15 protein-coding genes are annotated in these 19,113 nt (G+C 36.3%); 14 read left to right on the top strand and 1 reads right to left on the bottom strand.

Annotated elements, in window-relative coordinates; all coding sequences use genetic code 11:
- Positions 1 to 66 precede the first annotated feature (66 nt).
- From EGI22_RS11655 to EGI22_RS11615, 9 genes are all read left to right on the top strand, one after another.
- On the top strand, positions 67 to 870 hold the full coding sequence (locus tag EGI22_RS11655; RefSeq protein WP_255068574.1) for a sulfite exporter TauE/SafE family protein: 804 nt from the start codon (positions 67 to 69) through the stop codon (positions 868 to 870).
- A 42-nt stretch (positions 871 to 912) separates the two neighbouring features.
- Positions 913 to 2,331 (top strand): rhodanese-like domain-containing protein, encoded by a 1,419-nt coding sequence (locus EGI22_RS11650; RefSeq protein ID WP_255068573.1) that lies wholly within the window; start codon positions 913 to 915, stop codon positions 2,329 to 2,331.
- 199 nt (positions 2,332 to 2,530) lie between these two features.
- Positions 2,531 to 3,103, top strand: coding sequence for a YeeE/YedE family protein (locus EGI22_RS11645; protein WP_255068572.1), 573 nt, complete (start codon positions 2,531 to 2,533; stop codon positions 3,101 to 3,103).
- Positions 3,104 to 3,107: 4 nt separating this feature from the next.
- The gene (locus tag EGI22_RS11640; protein WP_255068571.1) at positions 3,108 to 3,581 is read left to right on the top strand and encodes a DUF6691 family protein; all 474 of its coding nucleotides are present in this window, start codon (positions 3,108 to 3,110) and stop codon (positions 3,579 to 3,581) included.
- Positions 3,582 to 3,613: 32 nt separating this feature from the next.
- A complete protein-coding gene (locus EGI22_RS11635; protein ID WP_255068570.1) occupies positions 3,614 to 5,299 on the top strand; it encodes a bifunctional UDP-sugar hydrolase/5'-nucleotidase in 1,686 nt (561 codons plus the stop codon).
- A 6-nt stretch (positions 5,300 to 5,305) separates the two neighbouring features.
- Positions 5,306 to 6,343 (top strand): c-type cytochrome, encoded by a 1,038-nt coding sequence (locus EGI22_RS11630; RefSeq protein ID WP_255068569.1) that lies wholly within the window; start codon positions 5,306 to 5,308, stop codon positions 6,341 to 6,343.
- Between the two features lie 15 nt (positions 6,344 to 6,358).
- The gene (locus EGI22_RS11625; RefSeq protein WP_255068568.1) at positions 6,359 to 6,778 is read left to right on the top strand and encodes a DsrE family protein; all 420 of its coding nucleotides are present in this window, start codon (positions 6,359 to 6,361) and stop codon (positions 6,776 to 6,778) included.
- Positions 6,779 to 6,797: 19 nt separating this feature from the next.
- The gene (locus tag EGI22_RS11620) at positions 6,798 to 7,676 is read left to right on the top strand and encodes an AraC family transcriptional regulator (protein ID WP_255068567.1); all 879 of its coding nucleotides are present in this window, start codon (positions 6,798 to 6,800) and stop codon (positions 7,674 to 7,676) included.
- A gap of 253 nt (positions 7,677 to 7,929) precedes the next feature.
- Positions 7,930 to 9,120, top strand: a complete 1,191-nt coding sequence (locus tag EGI22_RS11615) for an FAD/NAD(P)-binding oxidoreductase (RefSeq protein WP_255068565.1) — start codon at positions 7,930 to 7,932, stop codon at positions 9,118 to 9,120.
- 107 nt (positions 9,121 to 9,227) lie between these two features.
- Here EGI22_RS11615 and EGI22_RS11610 read toward each other — a convergent pair whose 3' ends face one another.
- Positions 9,228 to 12,254: an aminotransferase class III-fold pyridoxal phosphate-dependent enzyme gene (locus EGI22_RS11610; protein ID WP_255068564.1), complete on the bottom strand. Its 3,027-nt coding sequence runs from the start codon at positions 12,252 to 12,254 to the stop codon at positions 9,228 to 9,230.
- Between the two features lie 162 nt (positions 12,255 to 12,416).
- On the opposite strand from EGI22_RS11610, the gene EGI22_RS11605 reads away from it, so the two are divergent.
- From EGI22_RS11605 to EGI22_RS11585, 5 genes are all read left to right on the top strand, one after another.
- Entirely contained in the window at positions 12,417 to 13,841 is a 1,425-nt protein-coding gene (locus EGI22_RS11605) for an aldehyde dehydrogenase family protein (protein ID WP_255068563.1), read from the top strand.
- 503 nt (positions 13,842 to 14,344) lie between these two features.
- Positions 14,345 to 15,685 (top strand): amidohydrolase family protein, encoded by a 1,341-nt coding sequence (locus EGI22_RS11600; RefSeq protein WP_255068562.1) that lies wholly within the window; start codon positions 14,345 to 14,347, stop codon positions 15,683 to 15,685.
- Between the two features lie 352 nt (positions 15,686 to 16,037).
- Positions 16,038 to 16,715 (top strand): carboxypeptidase-like regulatory domain-containing protein, encoded by a 678-nt coding sequence (locus tag EGI22_RS11595; protein WP_255068560.1) that lies wholly within the window; start codon positions 16,038 to 16,040, stop codon positions 16,713 to 16,715.
- Positions 16,716 to 17,261: 546 nt separating this feature from the next.
- Entirely contained in the window at positions 17,262 to 18,053 is a 792-nt protein-coding gene (locus tag EGI22_RS11590) for a type IV toxin-antitoxin system AbiEi family antitoxin (RefSeq protein WP_255068559.1), read from the top strand.
- A complete protein-coding gene (locus tag EGI22_RS11585) occupies positions 18,050 to 18,841 on the top strand; it encodes a nucleotidyl transferase AbiEii/AbiGii toxin family protein (protein ID WP_255068558.1) in 792 nt (263 codons plus the stop codon). Before EGI22_RS11590 ends, EGI22_RS11585 begins: the two co-directional genes overlap by 4 nt.
- The last annotated feature ends 272 nt before the right edge of the window (positions 18,842 to 19,113 follow it).

The following is a 19,113-nucleotide window of genomic DNA, read 5'->3' as shown; positions in this document are numbered from 1 at the left end:
ATAAATTATTAATTAATCACAAAACTTTAATTAAATTCAAAAAATAAAGATTGGAATAAAAAGAATATGATAGAAATTATTGGATACATAGGTGCATTATTAATGGGAGTTTCGCTTGGCTTAATAGGAGGCGGAGGCTCTATTCTTACAGTTCCTATTTTAGTATATTTGTTCTCAGTCGATGCCGTACTAGCCACCGCCTATTCATTATTTATAGTCGGGTTTACCAGCATTTTAGGTTCTGCAAGCCACATAAAACAAGGAAATATCCATTGGCGTACAGCCATCGTATTTGGTATTCCGGCCATTATAAGTGTTTTTATTACGCGTCAGTTTTTAGTACCTCTTATTCCAAAAGAAATTTTTACGATTGGTACTTTTCATCTCGACAAGCCTCTTTTGATGCTCCTCCTTTTTGCTTTCCTCATGGTTTTTGCCTCTTATTCTATGATTAAACCAAGCAAAAAAATCAAAGAAGAAGCTGAAACTGCACCAAAATACAATTATCCGCTTATTCTTATTGAAGGGGCAGTTGTGGGAATGGTCACAGGAATGGTTGGTGCTGGTGGTGGATTCTTAATAATTCCGGCCTTGGTATTATTGGCCAAATTACCAATGAAAAAAGCGGTAGGTACTTCTTTGGTAATCATAGGTTTCAAATCTCTAATTGGATTCCTTGGTGATGTAAACGGCTCAGAAGTAATTGATTGGAAATTCTTGATGATATTTTCAAGCATTGCCGCAGTAGGAATATTTCTCGGCAGCTACTATTCTAAAAAAGTCAAAGACGAAAAACTTAAACCTGCTTTTGGCTATTTTGTATTGATAATGGGTATTTATATCATCACGAAAGAACTATTTTTTAAATAAATTTTCTCCTTAAATAATTTTCAAAACAAACTTTTTAAAAAAATGATAATAGAACAAATATATACGGGATGTTTGGCTCAAGGAGCTTACTACGTAGAATCTGATGGCGAATGTATGATTATCGATCCACTTCGTGAGGTGAATCAATACATCGAAAAGGCAACCGAAAATGGTGCAAAAATCAAATATATTCTAGAAACGCACTTTCATGCGGACTTTGTGAGTGGACATCTTGAACTGTCAAAAAAAACAGGTGCTACCATAGTTTATGGACCAACAGCTACTCCATCTTTTGACGCTCTTATCGCTACTGATGGGCAAATACTTGAACTTGGAAAGCTAAAAATAAAAGTATTACATACGCCAGGACACACGATGGAGTCAACAACTTATTTATTGTTTGATGAAAACGGCAAAGAATATTGCATTTTCTCTGGAGACACGTTGTTTATTGGTGATGTTGGACGTCCGGATTTAGCTCAAAAATCTACCGTTACTATTGAAGACCTAGCTGGGTATCTTTTTGATTCTCTGAGAAACAAAATTATGACTTTGCCAGACGATTTGATAGTTTATCCAGCCCATGGAGCAGGTTCAGCATGTGGAAAAAACATGAGCAAAGAGACTTTTGATACGCTAGGAAATCAAAAACAAACAAACTATGCCCTAAGAGCTAATATGACCAGGGAAGAGTTTATCAAAGAAGTTACGGATGGTCTTGAATTAGTACCTCCACCATACTACTTCCCTAAAAACGTGATGATAAACAAGTCAGGAGCACAAGATGTAGACACGGTAAAATCTCATGTACAAGCACTTTCTCCAGCTGCATTTGAAGCCGCAGCTAACGAAACTGGGGCAATCATGATAGACACGCGTCAGCAGCAAACATTTAAAAATGCTTTTGTTCCAAACTCTATTTTTATTGGTATCAAGGGTGATTTTGCTCCTTGGGTGGGTACACTTTTGACTGACATTGAGCAACCAATTCTTATAATAGCTGACGAAGAAAGTCGCGAGGACGTTATAACGAGACTATCAAGAGTTGGATATGACAATATCATTGGATACTTGGAAGGTGGAATACAAGCATGGGAAAATGCAGGTAAAGAAACAGACAGCATCGTATCTATCAGTGCTGAAGAATTTGCTAATAAATTTAAAGAATCAGAAGGCAAAATCATTGTAAAAGATGTAAGAAAACCATCAGAGTATATGGCTGAGCATATTGACGAAGCTATGAATATTCCATTGGCTAACTTGAGCAAAAACATGGTTGAGTTTTCAAAAGACGAAACCAACTACTTACATTGTGCTAGCGGATACAGATCCATGGTTGCAGCATCTATCTTAAAATCAAGAGGGTATGACAATGTAGTAGATATAGCAGGTGGGTTTAAAGCAATTTCTGAAACAGACGTTCCAAGAACTGACTTTGTTTGTCAGACTAAAATGAAATAATTTTTAAGCCATAGTTTTTTCAAAACCGGGCCAAGGTTTAAATAGCAAATCAAATATTGGGGTACATGAATGTGAACCCCAATATTTTTTTCAAATTTTAATATGGTAATATTCAAATAAAAATTATAAATAATTTTAATATCTGAATCAATGCTATAATCCTTGTGTATTATTTAAAGTATTTAAATCATAAATAAAAATGTTGGAATTTATAAAACAGCCTTGGCATTGGTCTATTGCAGGCATATTTATTGGACTTACCGTCCCCGTTCTTTTGATTATCGGAAATAAAAATTTCGGTATCTCATCCTCCCTAAGGCATATTTGTGCAGCATGTGTTCCTGCCAATATTCCACTTTTTAAATACAATTGGAAAAAAGAAATATGGAATCTATTTTTTGTAGTTGGCGTATTATTTGGGGGATTTATTGGCACATATTTTTTAGGCAACCCTTCTGATATCCAAATTGCTTCAAGTACAATGCAAGATTTAAAAGCATTAGGTGTTAGCGATTTTTCTAGTTTGATGCCTTCAGATATTTTCAATTTCGAAAATCTATTTACTTTAAAAGGCTTATTCTTTTTCGTAATAGGTGGATTCCTTGTTGGTTTCGGAACCCGTTACGCTGGAGGTTGTACTTCTGGACATGCTATTATGGGTATAGCAAGCTTACAGTGGCCATCTCTGGTAGCTACTGGTTTCTTTATGCTTGGCGGCTTTGTGATGACGCATTTCGGCCTTCCAATAATTTTTAACCTAATCAATAAATAAAAAAATGCTAGTAGATACCCATCCGGTGTGTGACGCACCTAACGAACTCAAACAAAAAGAAAGCTATTTTTCAGACATTAAATATCTGATTGTGGGAGCACTTTTCGGTATCGTTTTTGTAAAAGCCGAAATCATTTCTTGGTTCAGAATTCAGGAAATGTTCAGACTCCAAAGCTTCCACATGTATGGCGTAATTGGCACTGCCATTGTAGTCGGCATGATTTCGATATTCCTAATTAAAAAATTCAATATAAAGACTTTAAATGGAGAGGAAATTATTATTGGAAAGAAATCCTTTTCTAAAGGAAATATCTATGGTGGTTTTATTTTTGGCCTTGGTTGGGCTTTAACTGGAGCATGTCCAGGTCCACTCTTTGCTCAAATTGGTTCAGGATTTATGGTAGTAATTGTCACGTTTTTAAGTGCAATTGTAGGAACATGGACCTATGGTTTGCTGCAAAAAAAACTTCCACATTAAAACTTTAATTGTTTAATTTAAAATTCAACCTTATGAAAAATGAAAACATAGACCAGAGGAGAGATTTTTTAAAAAAATCAATCTTATCTGGCTTAGGCATGGCTGTAACGCCTTTGGCTTTAAATGCAAAAAGTCCGGAAACATTAGATTCTCCAAAGGATTCTAACAAAATTACTTTTTTAATAACATCTGATATTCACGGACAAGTAAACACCCATGACGAGTTTTTTTTGGAAAACAAACAGAATGTTTTTAGAAAAAGAGGCGGTCTGGCAGTTTTAAAGACCATGATAAAGGAATTGAAAAAAGAAAATCCTGAAAATACGATTGTGTATGACGGAGGAGATTTTTTCCATGGACATGCACTTGCCACCTTGACAGAAGGAGAGGCACTTATTCCAATTTTTAATGAAATAGGTTATGACCTTATGCTACCTGGAAACTGGGAAGTGGTTTACAAAAAGAAACAAATGCTCTATGACATGGGGCATGCCAATGCTGCCAAAATATGTGCAAACATGTGGCATAAAACCAATGACGAGTACAGCGGAGATTTGGTATACCCTGCCTATTGGATTAAATATTTAAATGGAATCAAAATAGGGGTGATTGGCTATACGGACCATTTAATTCCAAAAAGACAACCACCAGCATACAGCGAGGGCTTAGAATTTACTCTACCTCAGGAAAACTTAGCAAAATATGTAAAATATCTAAGAGAGGTAGAAGCATGTACATTGGTAATGGTAGCCACACATACAGGTTTGGCACAACAGGTTGGCTTAGCTAATCATCCCTCTTCAGAAAATGTAGATTTTATCTTAGGTGCGGATACTCACGAAAGACTCCGAGAACCTATACAAGGCAAATACACTAAAGTGATAGAATGTGGCTCTTTTGGTTCATTTCTTGGCAAATTGGATTTAATTATAAAAGACGGGAAATTAGCGGATTTCAAATATCAATTGCTAGAGGTTGACCCTGAAAAATATAAGCCGGACCAGAAATTGCAAAAAATGATAGATAATGCAATGGCTCCTTACACCAAAGATTTGAATAAGATAATCGGCACATCTAAAGTACCTTTGATGCGGTATTATGTAATGGAAACACCCATGGACAACATGATAACCGACGCCATCATGTGGAAATTCAAGCCAGATATTGCCCTTTCAAACGGGTTCAGGTTTTGCCAACCGCTATCGACAAAAAACCCAAAAACTGGCTTAATAGACATATCAAAGGAGTTTTTATGGAATATGCTGCCACTTGACACCGAAGCTAAATCTGCCTGGGTAAGTGGAAAACAAATAATGGCATGGCTTGAAAAAGAACTACAAAATGCTTTCGCACCTGAGCCTTCCAAACGTTTCGGAGGTTGGTTTGTTAGATTTGCGGGTATGCAAGTAAATTTTACCATTGGCAATGAAACTGGAAAACGTGTAAATTGGGTTAAAATTGGTGGTATGCCTTTGGACTTAGATAAAGAATACTCTATATTAGCATGTGACCGAGAAGGAGACCCGATAGATACCCTTTGCAGAATAGACCATGTAAAAGAACCTAAAACGCTCAATATACTTTTGCATGATGCGGTAGAAGAGTACCTTGCAGCTAATTCGCCTGTGTCGCCAAAACTCGAAAAACGAGCTACAGCAACGGACGCTCCAGATACACTTCTGACACAGTTGAGAGGTTATAATTATGAATTTAAGTAAATAGAAATGGAAGGCAAAAATTTGTTTACGACTTTCAAAGTATTAAAAAACGTACTTTATATTTTGGCTATCATGCCTTTTCTTTTGGTTACAGGTTTGGCACTTAATTCTAGCAATGTTTTAGATTTTTCAAGTGATGAAAAAGAAGTAGAGAAAAAAGAAAAATCAGAAGTTTTTGTTCCCCAAAAACCCATGTGGCAAGCCATGAGTATGGATGCATTGGTGCATGAAAAAGATCCAGAACTCATAAAATATGGAAAAGAATTAATAGCCAACACATCGGTATATTTAGGCCCAAAGGGAAAAGTTGCTCATACTTCAAACGGCATGAATTGCCAGAATTGCCACTTGGATGCAGGAACAAGACCGTGGGGGAACAATTACGGAGCTGTATTGGCCAACTACCCAAAAATGCGTAAACGCTCTGGAACAGTAGAGGGCATTGAAAAACGCATCAACGATTGTTTTGAAAGAAGTCTGAATGGTAGAGGACTTGATAGCAATAGCCGCGAAATGAGAGCAATGGTGAGTTATATCAAATTTATTGGGCAGTTTGTTCCGAAAGATAGCATCCCGAATGGTACAGGAATTTGGAAGTTAAAATATTTGGACCGAGCAGCAGACCCAGCTAGAGGCCAAATAGCTTATGAAGAAAAATGTGTAGTTTGCCATGGCAAAAATGGTGAAGGAATAATGAATGCAGAAGGAAATGCATATACTTACCCGCCACTTTGGGGACCTCATAGCTATAACCATGGGGCTGGTTTGTTTAGATTGTCCAGATTTGCGGGTTATATTAAAGCCAATATGCCATTTGGAGCGACTTATGACAAGCCGCAACTAACAGATGAGGAGTCTTGGGACATTGCTGCATATGTGGATTCAAGACCAAGACCAGGAAAAGATTTAAGCAAAGACTGGCCAAAAGTGGCAGGAAAGCCTGTGGATCATCCATTTGGGCCTTATGCAGATGCTTTTTCAGAGCAACAACATAAGTTTGGACCTTTTAAACCAATTGACGATTTTTACAAAAAAAATAAATAAAACTTTTAAAATATCATGAAAAAAATCCTTTTTTTCTTATTGACTATCAGTACCTTATCTTTTGCTCAAAAAATTGACGACGGAAGTAAACATAAGGTGGTTTTCCAGTTTGTTTCTCCAGATTCATTGTCTCAACTATCTCTGATTAGCAATTTAAAAAACATTAGAGAAGGCTGGCCTAAAGCCCAAGTTGAGGTAGTATTTCATGGAGGAAGTATAGCTATGGCCATGACTGAAAAAACATATTTTGCCAAAGAATTGAAAGATTTTGTGGAAAATAAAAACATAAAAATGGTAGTCTGCGAAAACACTATGAGGAAGAAAAAAGTGACCAAAGACCAATTGTTACCTTTTATGCAAACAGTGCCGATGGGTATAGGCGAAATTATCATGAAGCAAGAACAAGGTTGGTCATATATAAAAGCTGGATTATAAAAATTTAAACTTTGCTCCAATGGAAAAGAAAATCCTAAAATATACCATAGAGCAAATCAACAATTGCGGCTCCAACATAAGTATGAATTTAGATATTCGTCGTCTAGAAGATCATATTGCTGTTATGGATAACGTACACTTTCCACATCGACACGACTTTTACAATCTTCTTTATATCACACAGGGTAGCGGTACACATGATATCGATTTTAAGCGGTTTGAAGTTGTACCCAATACCTTGTTTTTTATGAACGATACGCAGATTCATGAATGGAATCTCTCAGATGACATACAGGGTTTTACGTTATTTTTCAAAAAAGAATTTTACAATGTAGCAGAACCGATGTTCTCCTTACCCAATTTGCCTTTTTTTCATAATAGCCAAAACGAAGCTCAAATGGTGTTTTTTGAAGAAAATGAAGCAATGGTAATTAATCATTTTTTTGAAGACATGCTGAACGAATTCAATAAAAGGCTAGACAACCATGAAGCTATAATAAAAACACTTTTGAAAATTATTTTGATCCGTTCGTTGAGAGTTTATCAGCCAAACTTTTCTTCTTCAGGCTCAAGCTTGATATTATCTAAAATCCGCCAGTTCGAATCTCTAATAGAGACCAAACATAGCAAATTAAAAAGTGTCAGAGAGTACGCTTCCATCATGAACATGACACCTAATTACCTAAACGCCATTTGCTCCAACACATTAGGCAAAACTGCAGGTGAAATGATAAGAGAGAGAATCATTTTAGAAGCCAAAAGATTGCTAATACACACGCCACTGTCCATATGCGAAATGGGCTACAATTTAGGTTATGAGGATTGCTCTTATTTTATCAGAGTTTTTAAAAAAGCAGTAGGACAAACTCCCGAACAATTTCGATTAAAACTCACTTAATCTATACTTTAATTTCAAAAATTCTTAACTGAAGCACATATATTAATGCTTTAATTATAAGACTTCTATCCTACAAAATCGTTTTTTTTCAGGTTCATTATCAGAGAATAATTTTATAAGTAATAATTACAATACAAATAGTAAAATGTCCTATTCAAAAAGGAGATACTTTTATGAACTTTGTAAGAAAAAATTAGACAATTACTTTATAGTTCTAAATATCAATCTCTAATTATTAAATATAAAATTTAAAATGACTCACCATCAGATTATTATCGTGGGAGGCGGAAACGCAGGTATTTCGGTAGCTGCTCAGCTTTTCAGAAAAAACCCAAAATTGGATATCGCTATAATTGACCCAGCAGACAAACATTACTATCAACCAGCCTGGACTTTGGTTGGAGGTGGAGCTTTTGATATAGCCAAAACCGAAAGAACAGAAGCTAGTGTGATGCCCAAAAAGGCAAAATGGATCAAAGAAGCAGCAGAATCTTTTAATCCAGAGCAAAACCAAGTTACTACAAGTGGTGGAACTTATTCTTACGATTATATGGTGGTTTGTCCTGGTATTCAACTAAACTGGGGAGCCATAAAAGGACTTCCAGAAACCCTTGGCAAAAACAACGTTTGCTCTAATTATAGCTTCAAAACTGCTCCCTATACATTTGAAGTTTTAAAGAACTTTAAAGGAGGCAAAGCGATTTTCCATAATCCACATACACCTGTGAAATGTGGAGGTGCCCCTCATAAAATCATGTATTTGGCAGCCGACTATTTCAGAAAACATGGTGTTTTAGACAAAGCTGACATTCACTACTGGAGTGGTGCTGGTAGACTTTTTGCTGTTGACAAATACGAAAAAACATTATTGGAAGTATGTAGAAAGGCCGACATCAAATTGCACATGATGGAGCGACTAGATGAAATAGATGGTGCCAACAAGAAATTGAAATTTACGGGAATAGGCGAAGGCAATAAAGACAAAGAAACTTGGGTTGATTTTGACATGGTACACATCACGCCACCTCAATCTGCCCCAGATTTTATCCAAAAAAGTCCATTAGCGAACGCTGCTGGATGGATAGATACCAACATTAATACACTTCAACATAATAAATATGCTAATATCTTCTCATTAGGAGATTCAGCAGGATTGCCAATCTCTAAAACGGGTGCAGCTATCAGAAAGCAAGCACCCGTAGTGGTTGGCAATTTACTTTCATTGATGGAAAATCAGCCATTCGAAGGAGAATATACTGGCTATACTTCGTGCCCATTGGTTACAGGCTACGGCAAACTGGTTTTGGCAGAATTTGACTACCAAAACAACCCAATGGAGACATTCCCATTTGATCAAAGCAAAGAACGCTGGAGTATGTATCAACTTAAAAAACAAGTACTTCCACGTATGTATTGGAGCCAAATCTTAACAGGCAAGGCCTAAAAATTGAATAAATGATAATTGCAAAAAAAGCTTCCAGTGGAAGCTTTTTTTGTTGTTATTTTACATAATAAGATTTATATAAATAATTAATTATCAAAAGATTAATTTCAATTACCACTGGCTTTAGCCAGTGGATATTCCAACAAAACCTTACCCAAACAATCCAATAAATAATCAGCGTCGGCTATAGAAAAACACATAGGCGGCTTAATTTTCAGAACGTTATGATCTGGTCCATCTACACTCATTAGAATTTTAAAATCCTTCATTCTATTGGCCAAATAATTGGTCTGATCAGGCAAAGGTTGAAGATTTTCGTCACAAAGTTCTATTCCCAAAAACAGGCCTTCTCCTCTTATATCAGCAAAAATTGGAAATTCTTTTTGTAGTTCATTTAGGGAATTTTTTAAATACTCCCCTACTTCCAGGGCATTTTCTTGCATTTTTTCTTCTTTTATAGTAGCTAAAACCTGCCTACCAATCGCACAAGAAACTGGATTGCCTCCAAACGTATTGAAATACTCCATGCCATTGGCAAATGCTTCTGCCACTTCTCTGGTACAAACTACAGCAGCCAAAGGATGCCCATTTCCGATGGGCTTACCCATTGTGACAATATCTGGCATAACTCCATGCAATTGAAAACCCCAAAAAGCCTTCCCAACTCTCCCAAATCCAACTTGCACTTCATCAGCAATACAAACACCTCCTGCCGCTCTGATATATCCATAAGCTTCTTTCAGAAAACCATCCGGCAAGTCTATCTGACCACCGCAACTTACAATGCTTTCTGCTATAAATCCAGCCACATTTCTACCATTTGATTGTATATTTTCTATCGCATCTTTTACGTGTTTTGCATATTTGCTTCCTGCACCTTTCCCTCTGTAAATCCCTCGAAAAGCATCAGGAAGTGGCACAATATGGGTATGCTCTGGGCAACCTGCTCCTCCTTTTCCATTGAATTTATACGAACTCACATCTATGCAGGCTTGTGTGTTGCCATGATACCCAACTTCCAAGGCTAGCATATCTTTTTGACCTGAAAATGCCTTAGCCATTCGCATAGCTAGCTCGTTGGCCTCACTGCCTGAGTTTACAAAATGCAAAACCGAAAGTTCTGGCGGAAAAGTCTGTAAAAGTTCCTCCGCAAAAACCAAGATTTCATCATTCAGATACCTTGTATTGGTGTTTAATAGAGCCATTTGGGATGCACCAGCCTCCACCACTTTTGGGTGTTCGTGCCCTACATGTGCAACATTATTAACGGTATCTAGGTATTTTTGACCAGCATCATCTATCAAAAACTGCCCTTGACCACGCACTATATTTAGAGGTTTTTCGTAAGACAAACTCAAGCTTTTTCCCAAATGTTGCTTTCTAAAATTCAGGTTTTCTGCAAAGGTTTTTGATTCTTTTTGTTTCAATTCCGAAATCTTAAAAAAAGCATTTGGATCAGGACAAATACTCGAATATACGGGCCAAAGACTTGGCGTAGACACGCCTATAAAGTCTGTTTCATGACCCAACATGTCCAAAATCACCTGAAAATGCAAATGTGGAGCCCAACCGCCATTTACTATCTCCTCACCTATTTCCGCTATTTTTTCACCTTTTTTTATCTTTTTACCAATATATTTTTCTTTCAAACTCTCCCTACTCAAATGACCGTAAAGGGTATAAAAAACCAAACCCTCTTTTTTATGTTTCAGTATCAAAGTTGGGCCATAGTCTTTCGGATGGGCATTGTCAAAACAACCAAATACCTCTCCATCTTCGATAGCCAGAATACTCGTACCAGCTTTTTGCCAAAAATCAACGCCTAAATGAACCGTACGATGTTCAAAGCCTTCATTTACTCTAGTTTTGAATGCATCCGTGGTATAAACTGGTCGCACTTCTCCATAACCGCCCACCAACAATGAGCCATTTTGGGTATAGTTTTCAACTATTTTTTCATACAATTTATCACTTCCGATATAGTTGGCGTAATTGCCGACATATTTTGAAGAAATAGAAATATCCAAAGTTTCTACTTCCCAAAATTCTGCTTCTGGCAAAAGCTCTTTTACTGTCCATAGATTGTTTTTGGTGTATTCTTGAAATGCCAAATTTTGAGGACAAGGTTCAAATCCGCAAGCAGATCTAAAGCAATAGAAGGCAAAGTTTTCAGGAATATCTTTCCATTTTTTCAATAAATCCCAAGCGGGTCTTTCGCTTACCAAAAGGTATTTATTTTCTGGTTCTTTTTGTTTGTTAATGGCTGATTTTGTTACACTTATCACGAGTCGCATAGCAACCAAAATATACAAAACCTCCAGCTCTTTTTCTTGTAATGGAAATGCCTCATGATAACCTTTTACGATTGGAATGGCCGCTTGCAAGGGTTGCTCGGTATCCATAATGGCATAAGCCAAACTAACAGCCAAATCATTGATAATCTGAGAATAAACAGCATCTCCATAGTCTATGATGGCTGCAATTTCTCCATTTTTAGAATTTACCACGATATTGTTTTCGTTGGCATCATTGTGTATGGTACTTTTTCTTAATTGAGCATAATCTTTTTGGATATTCTTGAATTTCTCTAAAAAATACACCACAATTTCTCTTTCGTTTTCCGTAAAAACATCCAAATGGTTCGCTGTCCAAAGTCCGTTGGCTAGGTCCCAATCGAAAGTACGAATGGCTAGCTGATGCTTAAAATCCAAAAGTGCATTTGTGATTTCTCCACCTTTTTTACCCAAAGAATAATACAAACTTTCTGATTTGGGAAAATAGTCTGAAAACAAATCACCTTCAATCCATTCCAACATTCGCACTTTTCTAAGCTGTCCATTCGCATCCAAATAATCCATTTGGCCATCTCCAGCCTGATTTTTGATAATTTTCGGAAACAAAAAAGGAACGTTTTTGCTTTCTAAATGCTGCAACAATTCATTCTGAAAATCAAGGTATTTTAAATCAAAATCAGGTCGACTTACTTTCAAAATAAAGTTATTTTCGCCTGATTTGACCTTAAAATTAAAATCTATTTCACCAGGGAGAAATGATATTTCATCAACAACAGAAAGATATTCCGAAGCAATTTTATGAGCTTCAATTAAGGTAATCTGAATCTTTTCAAATTCCATTTTCGACATAAGCAATTGGTAAAAAACTTTAAATCTAAGCGAAAAATTTAAACGAAAGTTAATAATTTAAAATATATGGAATTCTTTCGAAATCTTAAACCGAAATATCTCGTATTTTTATTCTAACTTGTCTTAATTTCAATCAACCTAAAAATAAGAAAAATGAATTTCGTTGCAGATACCGTAAGTACCGACCAAATTGAAAAGATATTTTTGGCACAAAAGGCCAATCAATATGCTGTTGCCAACGAGCCCATCAAAGCCCGAAAAGCTAAACTAAAATCTCTATTAAAAGCCTTGGAAATTACTTTCCGTCAGGAAATTAGAGATGCCATGATGGCAGACTTCAAAAAACCACAGGCAGACGTGGATTTGTCGGAGATATTTCCGGTGACAAGCGAAATCAAACATACCATAAGCCACCTTTCAAAATGGACCGCCAAACAACCTGCTGATACACCTTTGGCGTTTTTTGGTTCTACATCTTACATCACTTACGAGCCCAAAGGCGTTTGTTTGATCATAGCCCCGTGGAATTTCCCGGTTAACTTACTCTTGAGTCCTTTGGTATCGGCCATTGCAGGTGGCAATACCGTGATTCTGAAACCATCGGAGTTTACGCCAGAAACCTCAAAAGTTTTGGCCAAACTTATCAAAAGCCTTTTCAACGAAAATGAAATAGCCTTGATAGAAGGCGGAATAGAAACTTCGACTTCTCTACTCGACTTGCCATTTAACCATATTTTTTTCACCGGGGCACCTTCAATAGGCAAAATCGTAATGAAAGCTGCGGCCAAAAACTTGGCTTCGGTAACACTCGAATTGGGTGGAAAATCACCAACCATAGTAGACGAAACAGCCTCTATCGGCACAGCAGCCAAGCGTATAGTTTGGGGAAAATTTCATAACAGCGGTCAGATATGTATTGCTCCTGATTATATTTTGGTACATGAAAGCAAAAAAGATGCATTGATAGCCGCCATGGAAAAAGTCATGACGACCTTCTTTGGCCAAGACCCGAGCAAGTCCGAATCCTATGGAAACATAGTGAACGAAAAACACACCGAAAGAGTAGTTGGCTATATCCAAGACTCGGTTTCGAAAGGTGCAAAAGTGATATTTGGAGGAAAATCAGACAGCAAAAACAGTTTTCTTGAGCCAACACTTGTATGTGATGTCCCACAAGAATCGGCACTGATGCAAAACGAAATATTCGGGCCAGTTTTGCCAATTTTGACCTATCAAAACCTCGACGATGCTATCAACAGAATCAACGATGGAGAAAAGCCTTTGGCACTTTATATTTATAGCAAGAGCAACAAAAACATAGAGAAAATAATGGCCAATACCCGTGCAGGCAACTCTTGTATCAACAACAACGACCTGCACTATTTCAATCCAAACTTACCGTTTGGAGGCTCTAACAACTCCGGAATAGGCAAAACACACGGAATTTTTGGTTTTCAAGAATTCACAAATGCCCGAGGCGTATATCGCCAACACTTACCGAGTACACTCGAGTTATTAATGCCACCCTATAATGGCTTCAAAGAAAAAATGATTGCCCTAATTGTGAAGTTGTTTTGATGGAAGAATAAAATTCAGTGTAGATTTTCGTTAGAAATAAAAAAGGCTTTAACTCGTATATAAATCAAAAAATAAATTGAAAATATTAGTCAAAATAGCTGACGAAAATTCCGCTTTTGGAATGGAAATTTTAAAAAGCCTCTCATTTGTTAAGAAAACCCAACAAATGACTAAGGAAAAAATAGCATTCTATTAAAAATGACTTCTCCAATCTTCTGAAAAAAACTTGAAAACAATCCTTTAACTGGTGTTTCAATCGGGAAAAATTGTTACAAAATAAGAATGACAATTCAATCAAAAGGTAAAGGGAAGAGTGGATGAGCAAGAGTAATTACATATTTTTATTTTGAAAAAGACACAGTTTATCTACTTTCAATTTAAAATAAATCAGAAAAAGAAAACCTCAAGCTGGTCGAATTACCAGAAATGATTGATAGCTTAGATTTAGATTAAATTTTATTGTTCAAATTTTATTATTGCTTTATAAAACTCCCTTAATACTCATGAAAAAACCAATATTTTACGCCCTACTAATAATTACAATATTAAGCTCCCTCACCTCCAATGCCCAAAAAATCAAAGCCCTCGTGGGTGGAACATTGATTGACGGCTTTGGTGGTGCACCCATCCAAAACTCCGTGGTCATCATTGAAGGCGACCGCATAAAAGCCGTGGGTAGAGAGGGCGAATTGGCCATACCAAAAGATGCCGAGATAATTTCTACCGAAGGTATGAGCGTGATGCCTGGCCTTTGGGACATGCACGTGCACCTCATGATCAACGGCCACAGCAATTATACCCATTGGGATAGCACCTATATCAACAAATTCGAGTCTATCATTATGCCCTCTTCCGCACACCAGCTTTTGATGGCAGGCGTAACAAGTGCCCGCGACTTGGGAGCACCGCTGGAGGCAAGCATAAAAGTAAGAGATAAAATAAACCAAGGCAAAATACCCGGACCTACTATTTATGTCTCGGGGCCATTTCTACAACACCGCCCCTACCCCAACACAGAGGCGTTCCGTTGGGGCATATATGGCGAGGCAGATGCAAAGGCCAAAGTTAAAAAACTAGCTGACGCAGGTGTAGACGTGATAAAACTCATAGACCACGACGAAATGACCAAAGCCGAAGCACAGACCATAGTAAACGAAGCCCACAAATACGGCCTGCCCGTAATAGCCCACAGCCATAGACCTAACGAAATACGCGTGGGCCTCGAGATTGGCGTTGACTGTTTTGAGCATACGGGATTGTCCTCAGCACCGGAGTATCCTGAGGATATATTGATAGCCATAAAAGAACGCACCGCCAAGATGAATATGGGGCCGCTATTCTGGACACCTACTGTGGAGGGACTCTACAACTACGAATACATGAGAGACAACCCCGAAAAACTCGACGACCCTAGCTGGCATTTGGGCCTACCGCAAGACATCATAGACGACATAAAAGGTTCCCTAAAACACCCTGGACAGATGCCCTACTTTCAGTTGACTCCCATACGGAAGCCCACGCTTACCAAAAAACTCATGCAACTAAAAGACACCGGTGTGGTGATGATGATAGGCACCGACAGCGGCATACCGATGAAGTTCCACAGCCAAAGCACCTGGAACGAGCTGGATGTATGGGTAAACAAAATGGGCATAGACCCTATGTACGCTATAAAAGCCGCCACCTATTGGCCGGCAGTGGCCATGAAAGTAGACAAAGACTACGGCAGCATAAGCGAGGGAAAATACGCCGATATCATAACCGTAAGAGGTGATGTGCTACGCTATATCTCGCTTTTGCAAGATGTAAAAATGGTGATAAAACATGGCGAGAGAGTGAAATGATTATAAAGAACAAACAGCATCTTTTAAAATTAGAAAGGCATTTTATAGAAAAAATAAATGTCTTTCTTCAATGTTAGGTAGTGGAGTTAATTATAGGCAATTTTCCTTTTTTATAAACAAAACACCACTTAAACAATTAATAAAAAGCACTTTACAAATAAACATTTATAACGGTTAGTATCAGATATCATTTGAAAAACTGAATTTCATAATAAATCAAATAAAAGCAAGATTTATTGCTTAAAACCTAAAATAGGGTTGATATTTGGATCAAAATTGCAAATATTTAGGGAAGAATTTTTATCTTGTTGCGGATATTGAAATGTTGTAGGGCATTTTAAAAGACGACACATTGACAAAAATCTTAAATATATTAATTGGACTAAGTATTCTGACATCTTGCGACTGTTATCAACGAGTTACGGGGACAGTAATTGACAAGGAAACAGGAAAACCATTGCAAGGTGTATCAGTTTGCATTAAAAATAAAGACTGGAATAAAACAACAACTGACTCGACAGGTCATTTTGAGCTATCAAGTATTTCAGGTGGTTTTCGATGTCCCCCTATGACAATTATTGTCGAGAATATAAATTACAATAAACACGAAACAAGTATTCCTGAAGGCGGTCAAGAAATAATAAAACTCGAAAAAGAAATAATTTTACCATCTAAAGACTCGACATGCATTCCAAATCCTGACATTCTGGACAATCAACAAGTATATCTAATTGCTGAGCAAAACGCTGAATTCTTTGGCGGACAAACTGCTTTCATGGCATACTTGGCAAAAAATCTTCGATATCCAAAAGAGCAAGAAGAATGGCAAGGTTCAATTTATATTACTTTCATTGTCGATACTTTAGGAAATATAAGAAACGAATGTATTTTTAAGCGATATTTTAAAGGAGAAATATCACCAATAGAAAAGGTCGCTCTAAATTTAATAAAAGAAATGCCGAAATGGACACCAGCAGAAAAAGACGGCAAGAAAGTTTACATGAGAGTAACTTTACCAATTAAATTTTAGGACATAACAAACAAAAAATCGCCCTATAACAGCACCTACCCAAAAGGCGGGGTTTCGTGTTCCAAAGAAAGTTTTGTGGTAAAAATCCAGCCCTTCGGGTAGCTGCAAAACGTTGGTAGTGGCGTTAAATAAAGGCAATTTTCCTTTTTTCTCTACAAAAACACCACTTAAACAATTAATAAAAAGCACTTTACAAATAAACGTTTATAACGGTTAATATCAGATATCATTTGAAAAACTGAATTTCATAATAGATCAAATAAAAACATGATTTATTGCTTAAAACCTAAAATGGGTTTGATATTTGAATCAAAATTGCAAATATTTATGGAAGAATTTTTATTTTGTTGCGGATATTGGAATGTTGTGTTAAATGCTAGGAAACCGAGCCAATGCCACCCACAAACAATACATTTAAAAATCCCACTTGCTGACCCACTTCCAAAATTTTTAAAAGAGTTATTTTTTGCCATACCACAAATAAAACGTAGTAATAATTTGAGATTAATGTTATTTTAGCCTATCTTTCTCGAAAATATACTAAGATTGACAGTTGCGACTTATATAAAACAGCTTTTATCATATGAGGAGTATTCATTTTCCTTAGATGAGTTAATTGATAATATCAATAAACCAGAGACTTCTATAAAAAGTGAACTCTCTCGATTGATTAAAAAAAAAGAGATTTTAAATCTCAGAAAGGGGTTTTATTTAATTATAACACCTAGATATTCTTCTTCCCAGAAATTACCAATACAGCTATATTGTGAGAAACTTTTTAGGCATTTAAATAGAAAATATTATATAGGATTATTTTCTGCATCGAAATTTCATGGAGCGAGCCATCAGCAAGTCCAGAGAGATTACCTAATTACAGAAAAACCAAAATTCAACGATATCTCAAAAGACGCAATTGACATTCGTTTTTTTACAACAACTAATTGGAGTAATAAAAATATTCAGTACAAGAAATCAGATGCGGGAATTTATAAAATATCTAGTCCTGCCTTAACAATAGTTGACTTAATTCATTATCAAACAAAGCTTGGAGGAATCAATAGAATGTTAGCGACTATTGAGGAGTTATGCGAAGAATTAACAAAATCTGATTTAATCGAACTTTTAAGTTGGTATCCTAATAGAAGTACATTGCAAAGACTAGGCTTTTTGATTGAAGAATTGGAGCTAAATGAGGAATTTCAGGAAGTGATATTTACAAACTTGAAGTCAGGAATTTTTTTCCCTGTATTGTTAAGTCCAAAGTCAAATGAAAAACCTGGTGCTGTTGGGAATCGGTGGAAGGTTGATGTTAATATAAAACTTGAAAGCGATTTATGATACCAAGACCAGATATAGCAAAATGGCAACAATATGCTCCATGGAAAGAATTTGCACAGGTTGAACAAGATTTAATTATCTCAAGAGCTTTAGTAGAAATCTTTTCCGATGAATTTTTGAGAGAAAATCTTGCATTTAGAGGCGGAACAGCATTGCATAAATTATATTTAAAGCCTGCTCCCAGATATTCAGAGGATATTGATTTAGTTCAAATAAAAGAAGGTCCGATTAAGCCAATAATGGAAAGACTTGCTAAAGTAATTGCCTTTTTCGAAGAACCACGAAAGACTCAAGTGAGAGGACATGGAGCAAAAGCCTTATATCGTTTTACATCGGAATATGAAGAAATACGAATGAGATTGAAATTGGAAATAAACTGCAAAGAGCATTTTAATGTTTTAGATTGGGTTGAATTTCCATTTGAAGTAGAAAGTGATTGGTTTTCAGGTAAAGTAGAAATCCGAACTTATGACATTAATGAATTATTGGGGACTAAACTGAGGGCACTTTATCAACGAAGTAAAGGACGAGATTTGTTTGATTTAAATTATGCCCGACTAAATCTCGAATTGGACTTTGAAAAGATAATTACATGCTTCAAAGAATACACAACTTTTGCAACGGGAAACCGACCACCAAGTAAAAAAGAGTTTCTATTAAACATCGAAGAGAAAGAAAATGATGTTGCTTTTACAGGGGATATGGAAGCTTTATTGAGATCGGGTATTTCTTATAATAAAAAAGAGGCTTTTGATTGGTTAAAAACAGAATTAATTGAAAAGATTTAAATGAACAATTTAACATCAATAATAAGATCAATTAGAATATTTATTAGCATTTTTTTGATTTCTATTATTTGCCATTTTTTATTATCCCTTGAATAAAAATTTGCCCTATTGATTAAACTTTAAGCTTTTTAAAAACCAATTTTCTCAATCCCACTTTTAGGAATAAATAGTTTTTTGCCATTTCTTTACAGTATAGATAAACTTTGAAAATGTTTTTACACATCATTGGTAGAAATGATAGTGTGAACTTTTCGAAATTGTTTAAAATTGAA

This window comes from Lacihabitans sp. LS3-19, assembly GCF_024343575.1.
Lineage (GTDB): Bacteria > Bacteroidota > Bacteroidia > Cytophagales > Spirosomataceae > Leadbetterella.
The sequence above is the reverse complement of the archived record's forward strand: the minus strand, read 5'-3'. Positions and strand labels throughout refer to the sequence as shown.

Coding starts and splice junctions, on each gene's coding strand:
- EGI22_RS11655 (WP_255068574.1), top strand. CDS start 67: ATGATAGAAATTATTGGATACATAGGTGCATTATTAATGGGAGTTTCG.
- EGI22_RS11650 (WP_255068573.1), top strand. CDS start 913: ATGATAATAGAACAAATATATACGGGATGTTTGGCTCAAGGAGCTTAC.
- EGI22_RS11645 (WP_255068572.1), top strand. CDS start 2,531: ATGTTGGAATTTATAAAACAGCCTTGGCATTGGTCTATTGCAGGCATA.
- EGI22_RS11640 (WP_255068571.1), top strand. CDS start 3,108: ATGCTAGTAGATACCCATCCGGTGTGTGACGCACCTAACGAACTCAAA.
- EGI22_RS11635 (WP_255068570.1), top strand. CDS start 3,614: ATGAAAAATGAAAACATAGACCAGAGGAGAGATTTTTTAAAAAAATCA.
- EGI22_RS11630 (WP_255068569.1), top strand. CDS start 5,306: ATGGAAGGCAAAAATTTGTTTACGACTTTCAAAGTATTAAAAAACGTA.
- EGI22_RS11625 (WP_255068568.1), top strand. CDS start 6,359: ATGAAAAAAATCCTTTTTTTCTTATTGACTATCAGTACCTTATCTTTT.
- EGI22_RS11620 (WP_255068567.1), top strand. CDS start 6,798: ATGGAAAAGAAAATCCTAAAATATACCATAGAGCAAATCAACAATTGC.
- EGI22_RS11615 (WP_255068565.1), top strand. CDS start 7,930: ATGACTCACCATCAGATTATTATCGTGGGAGGCGGAAACGCAGGTATT.
- EGI22_RS11610 (WP_255068564.1), bottom strand. CDS start 12,254: ATGGAATTTGAAAAGATTCAGATTACCTTAATTGAAGCTCATAAAATT.
- EGI22_RS11605 (WP_255068563.1), top strand. CDS start 12,417: ATGAATTTCGTTGCAGATACCGTAAGTACCGACCAAATTGAAAAGATA.
- EGI22_RS11600 (WP_255068562.1), top strand. CDS start 14,345: ATGAAAAAACCAATATTTTACGCCCTACTAATAATTACAATATTAAGC.
- EGI22_RS11585 (WP_255068558.1), top strand. CDS start 18,050: ATGATACCAAGACCAGATATAGCAAAATGGCAACAATATGCTCCATGG.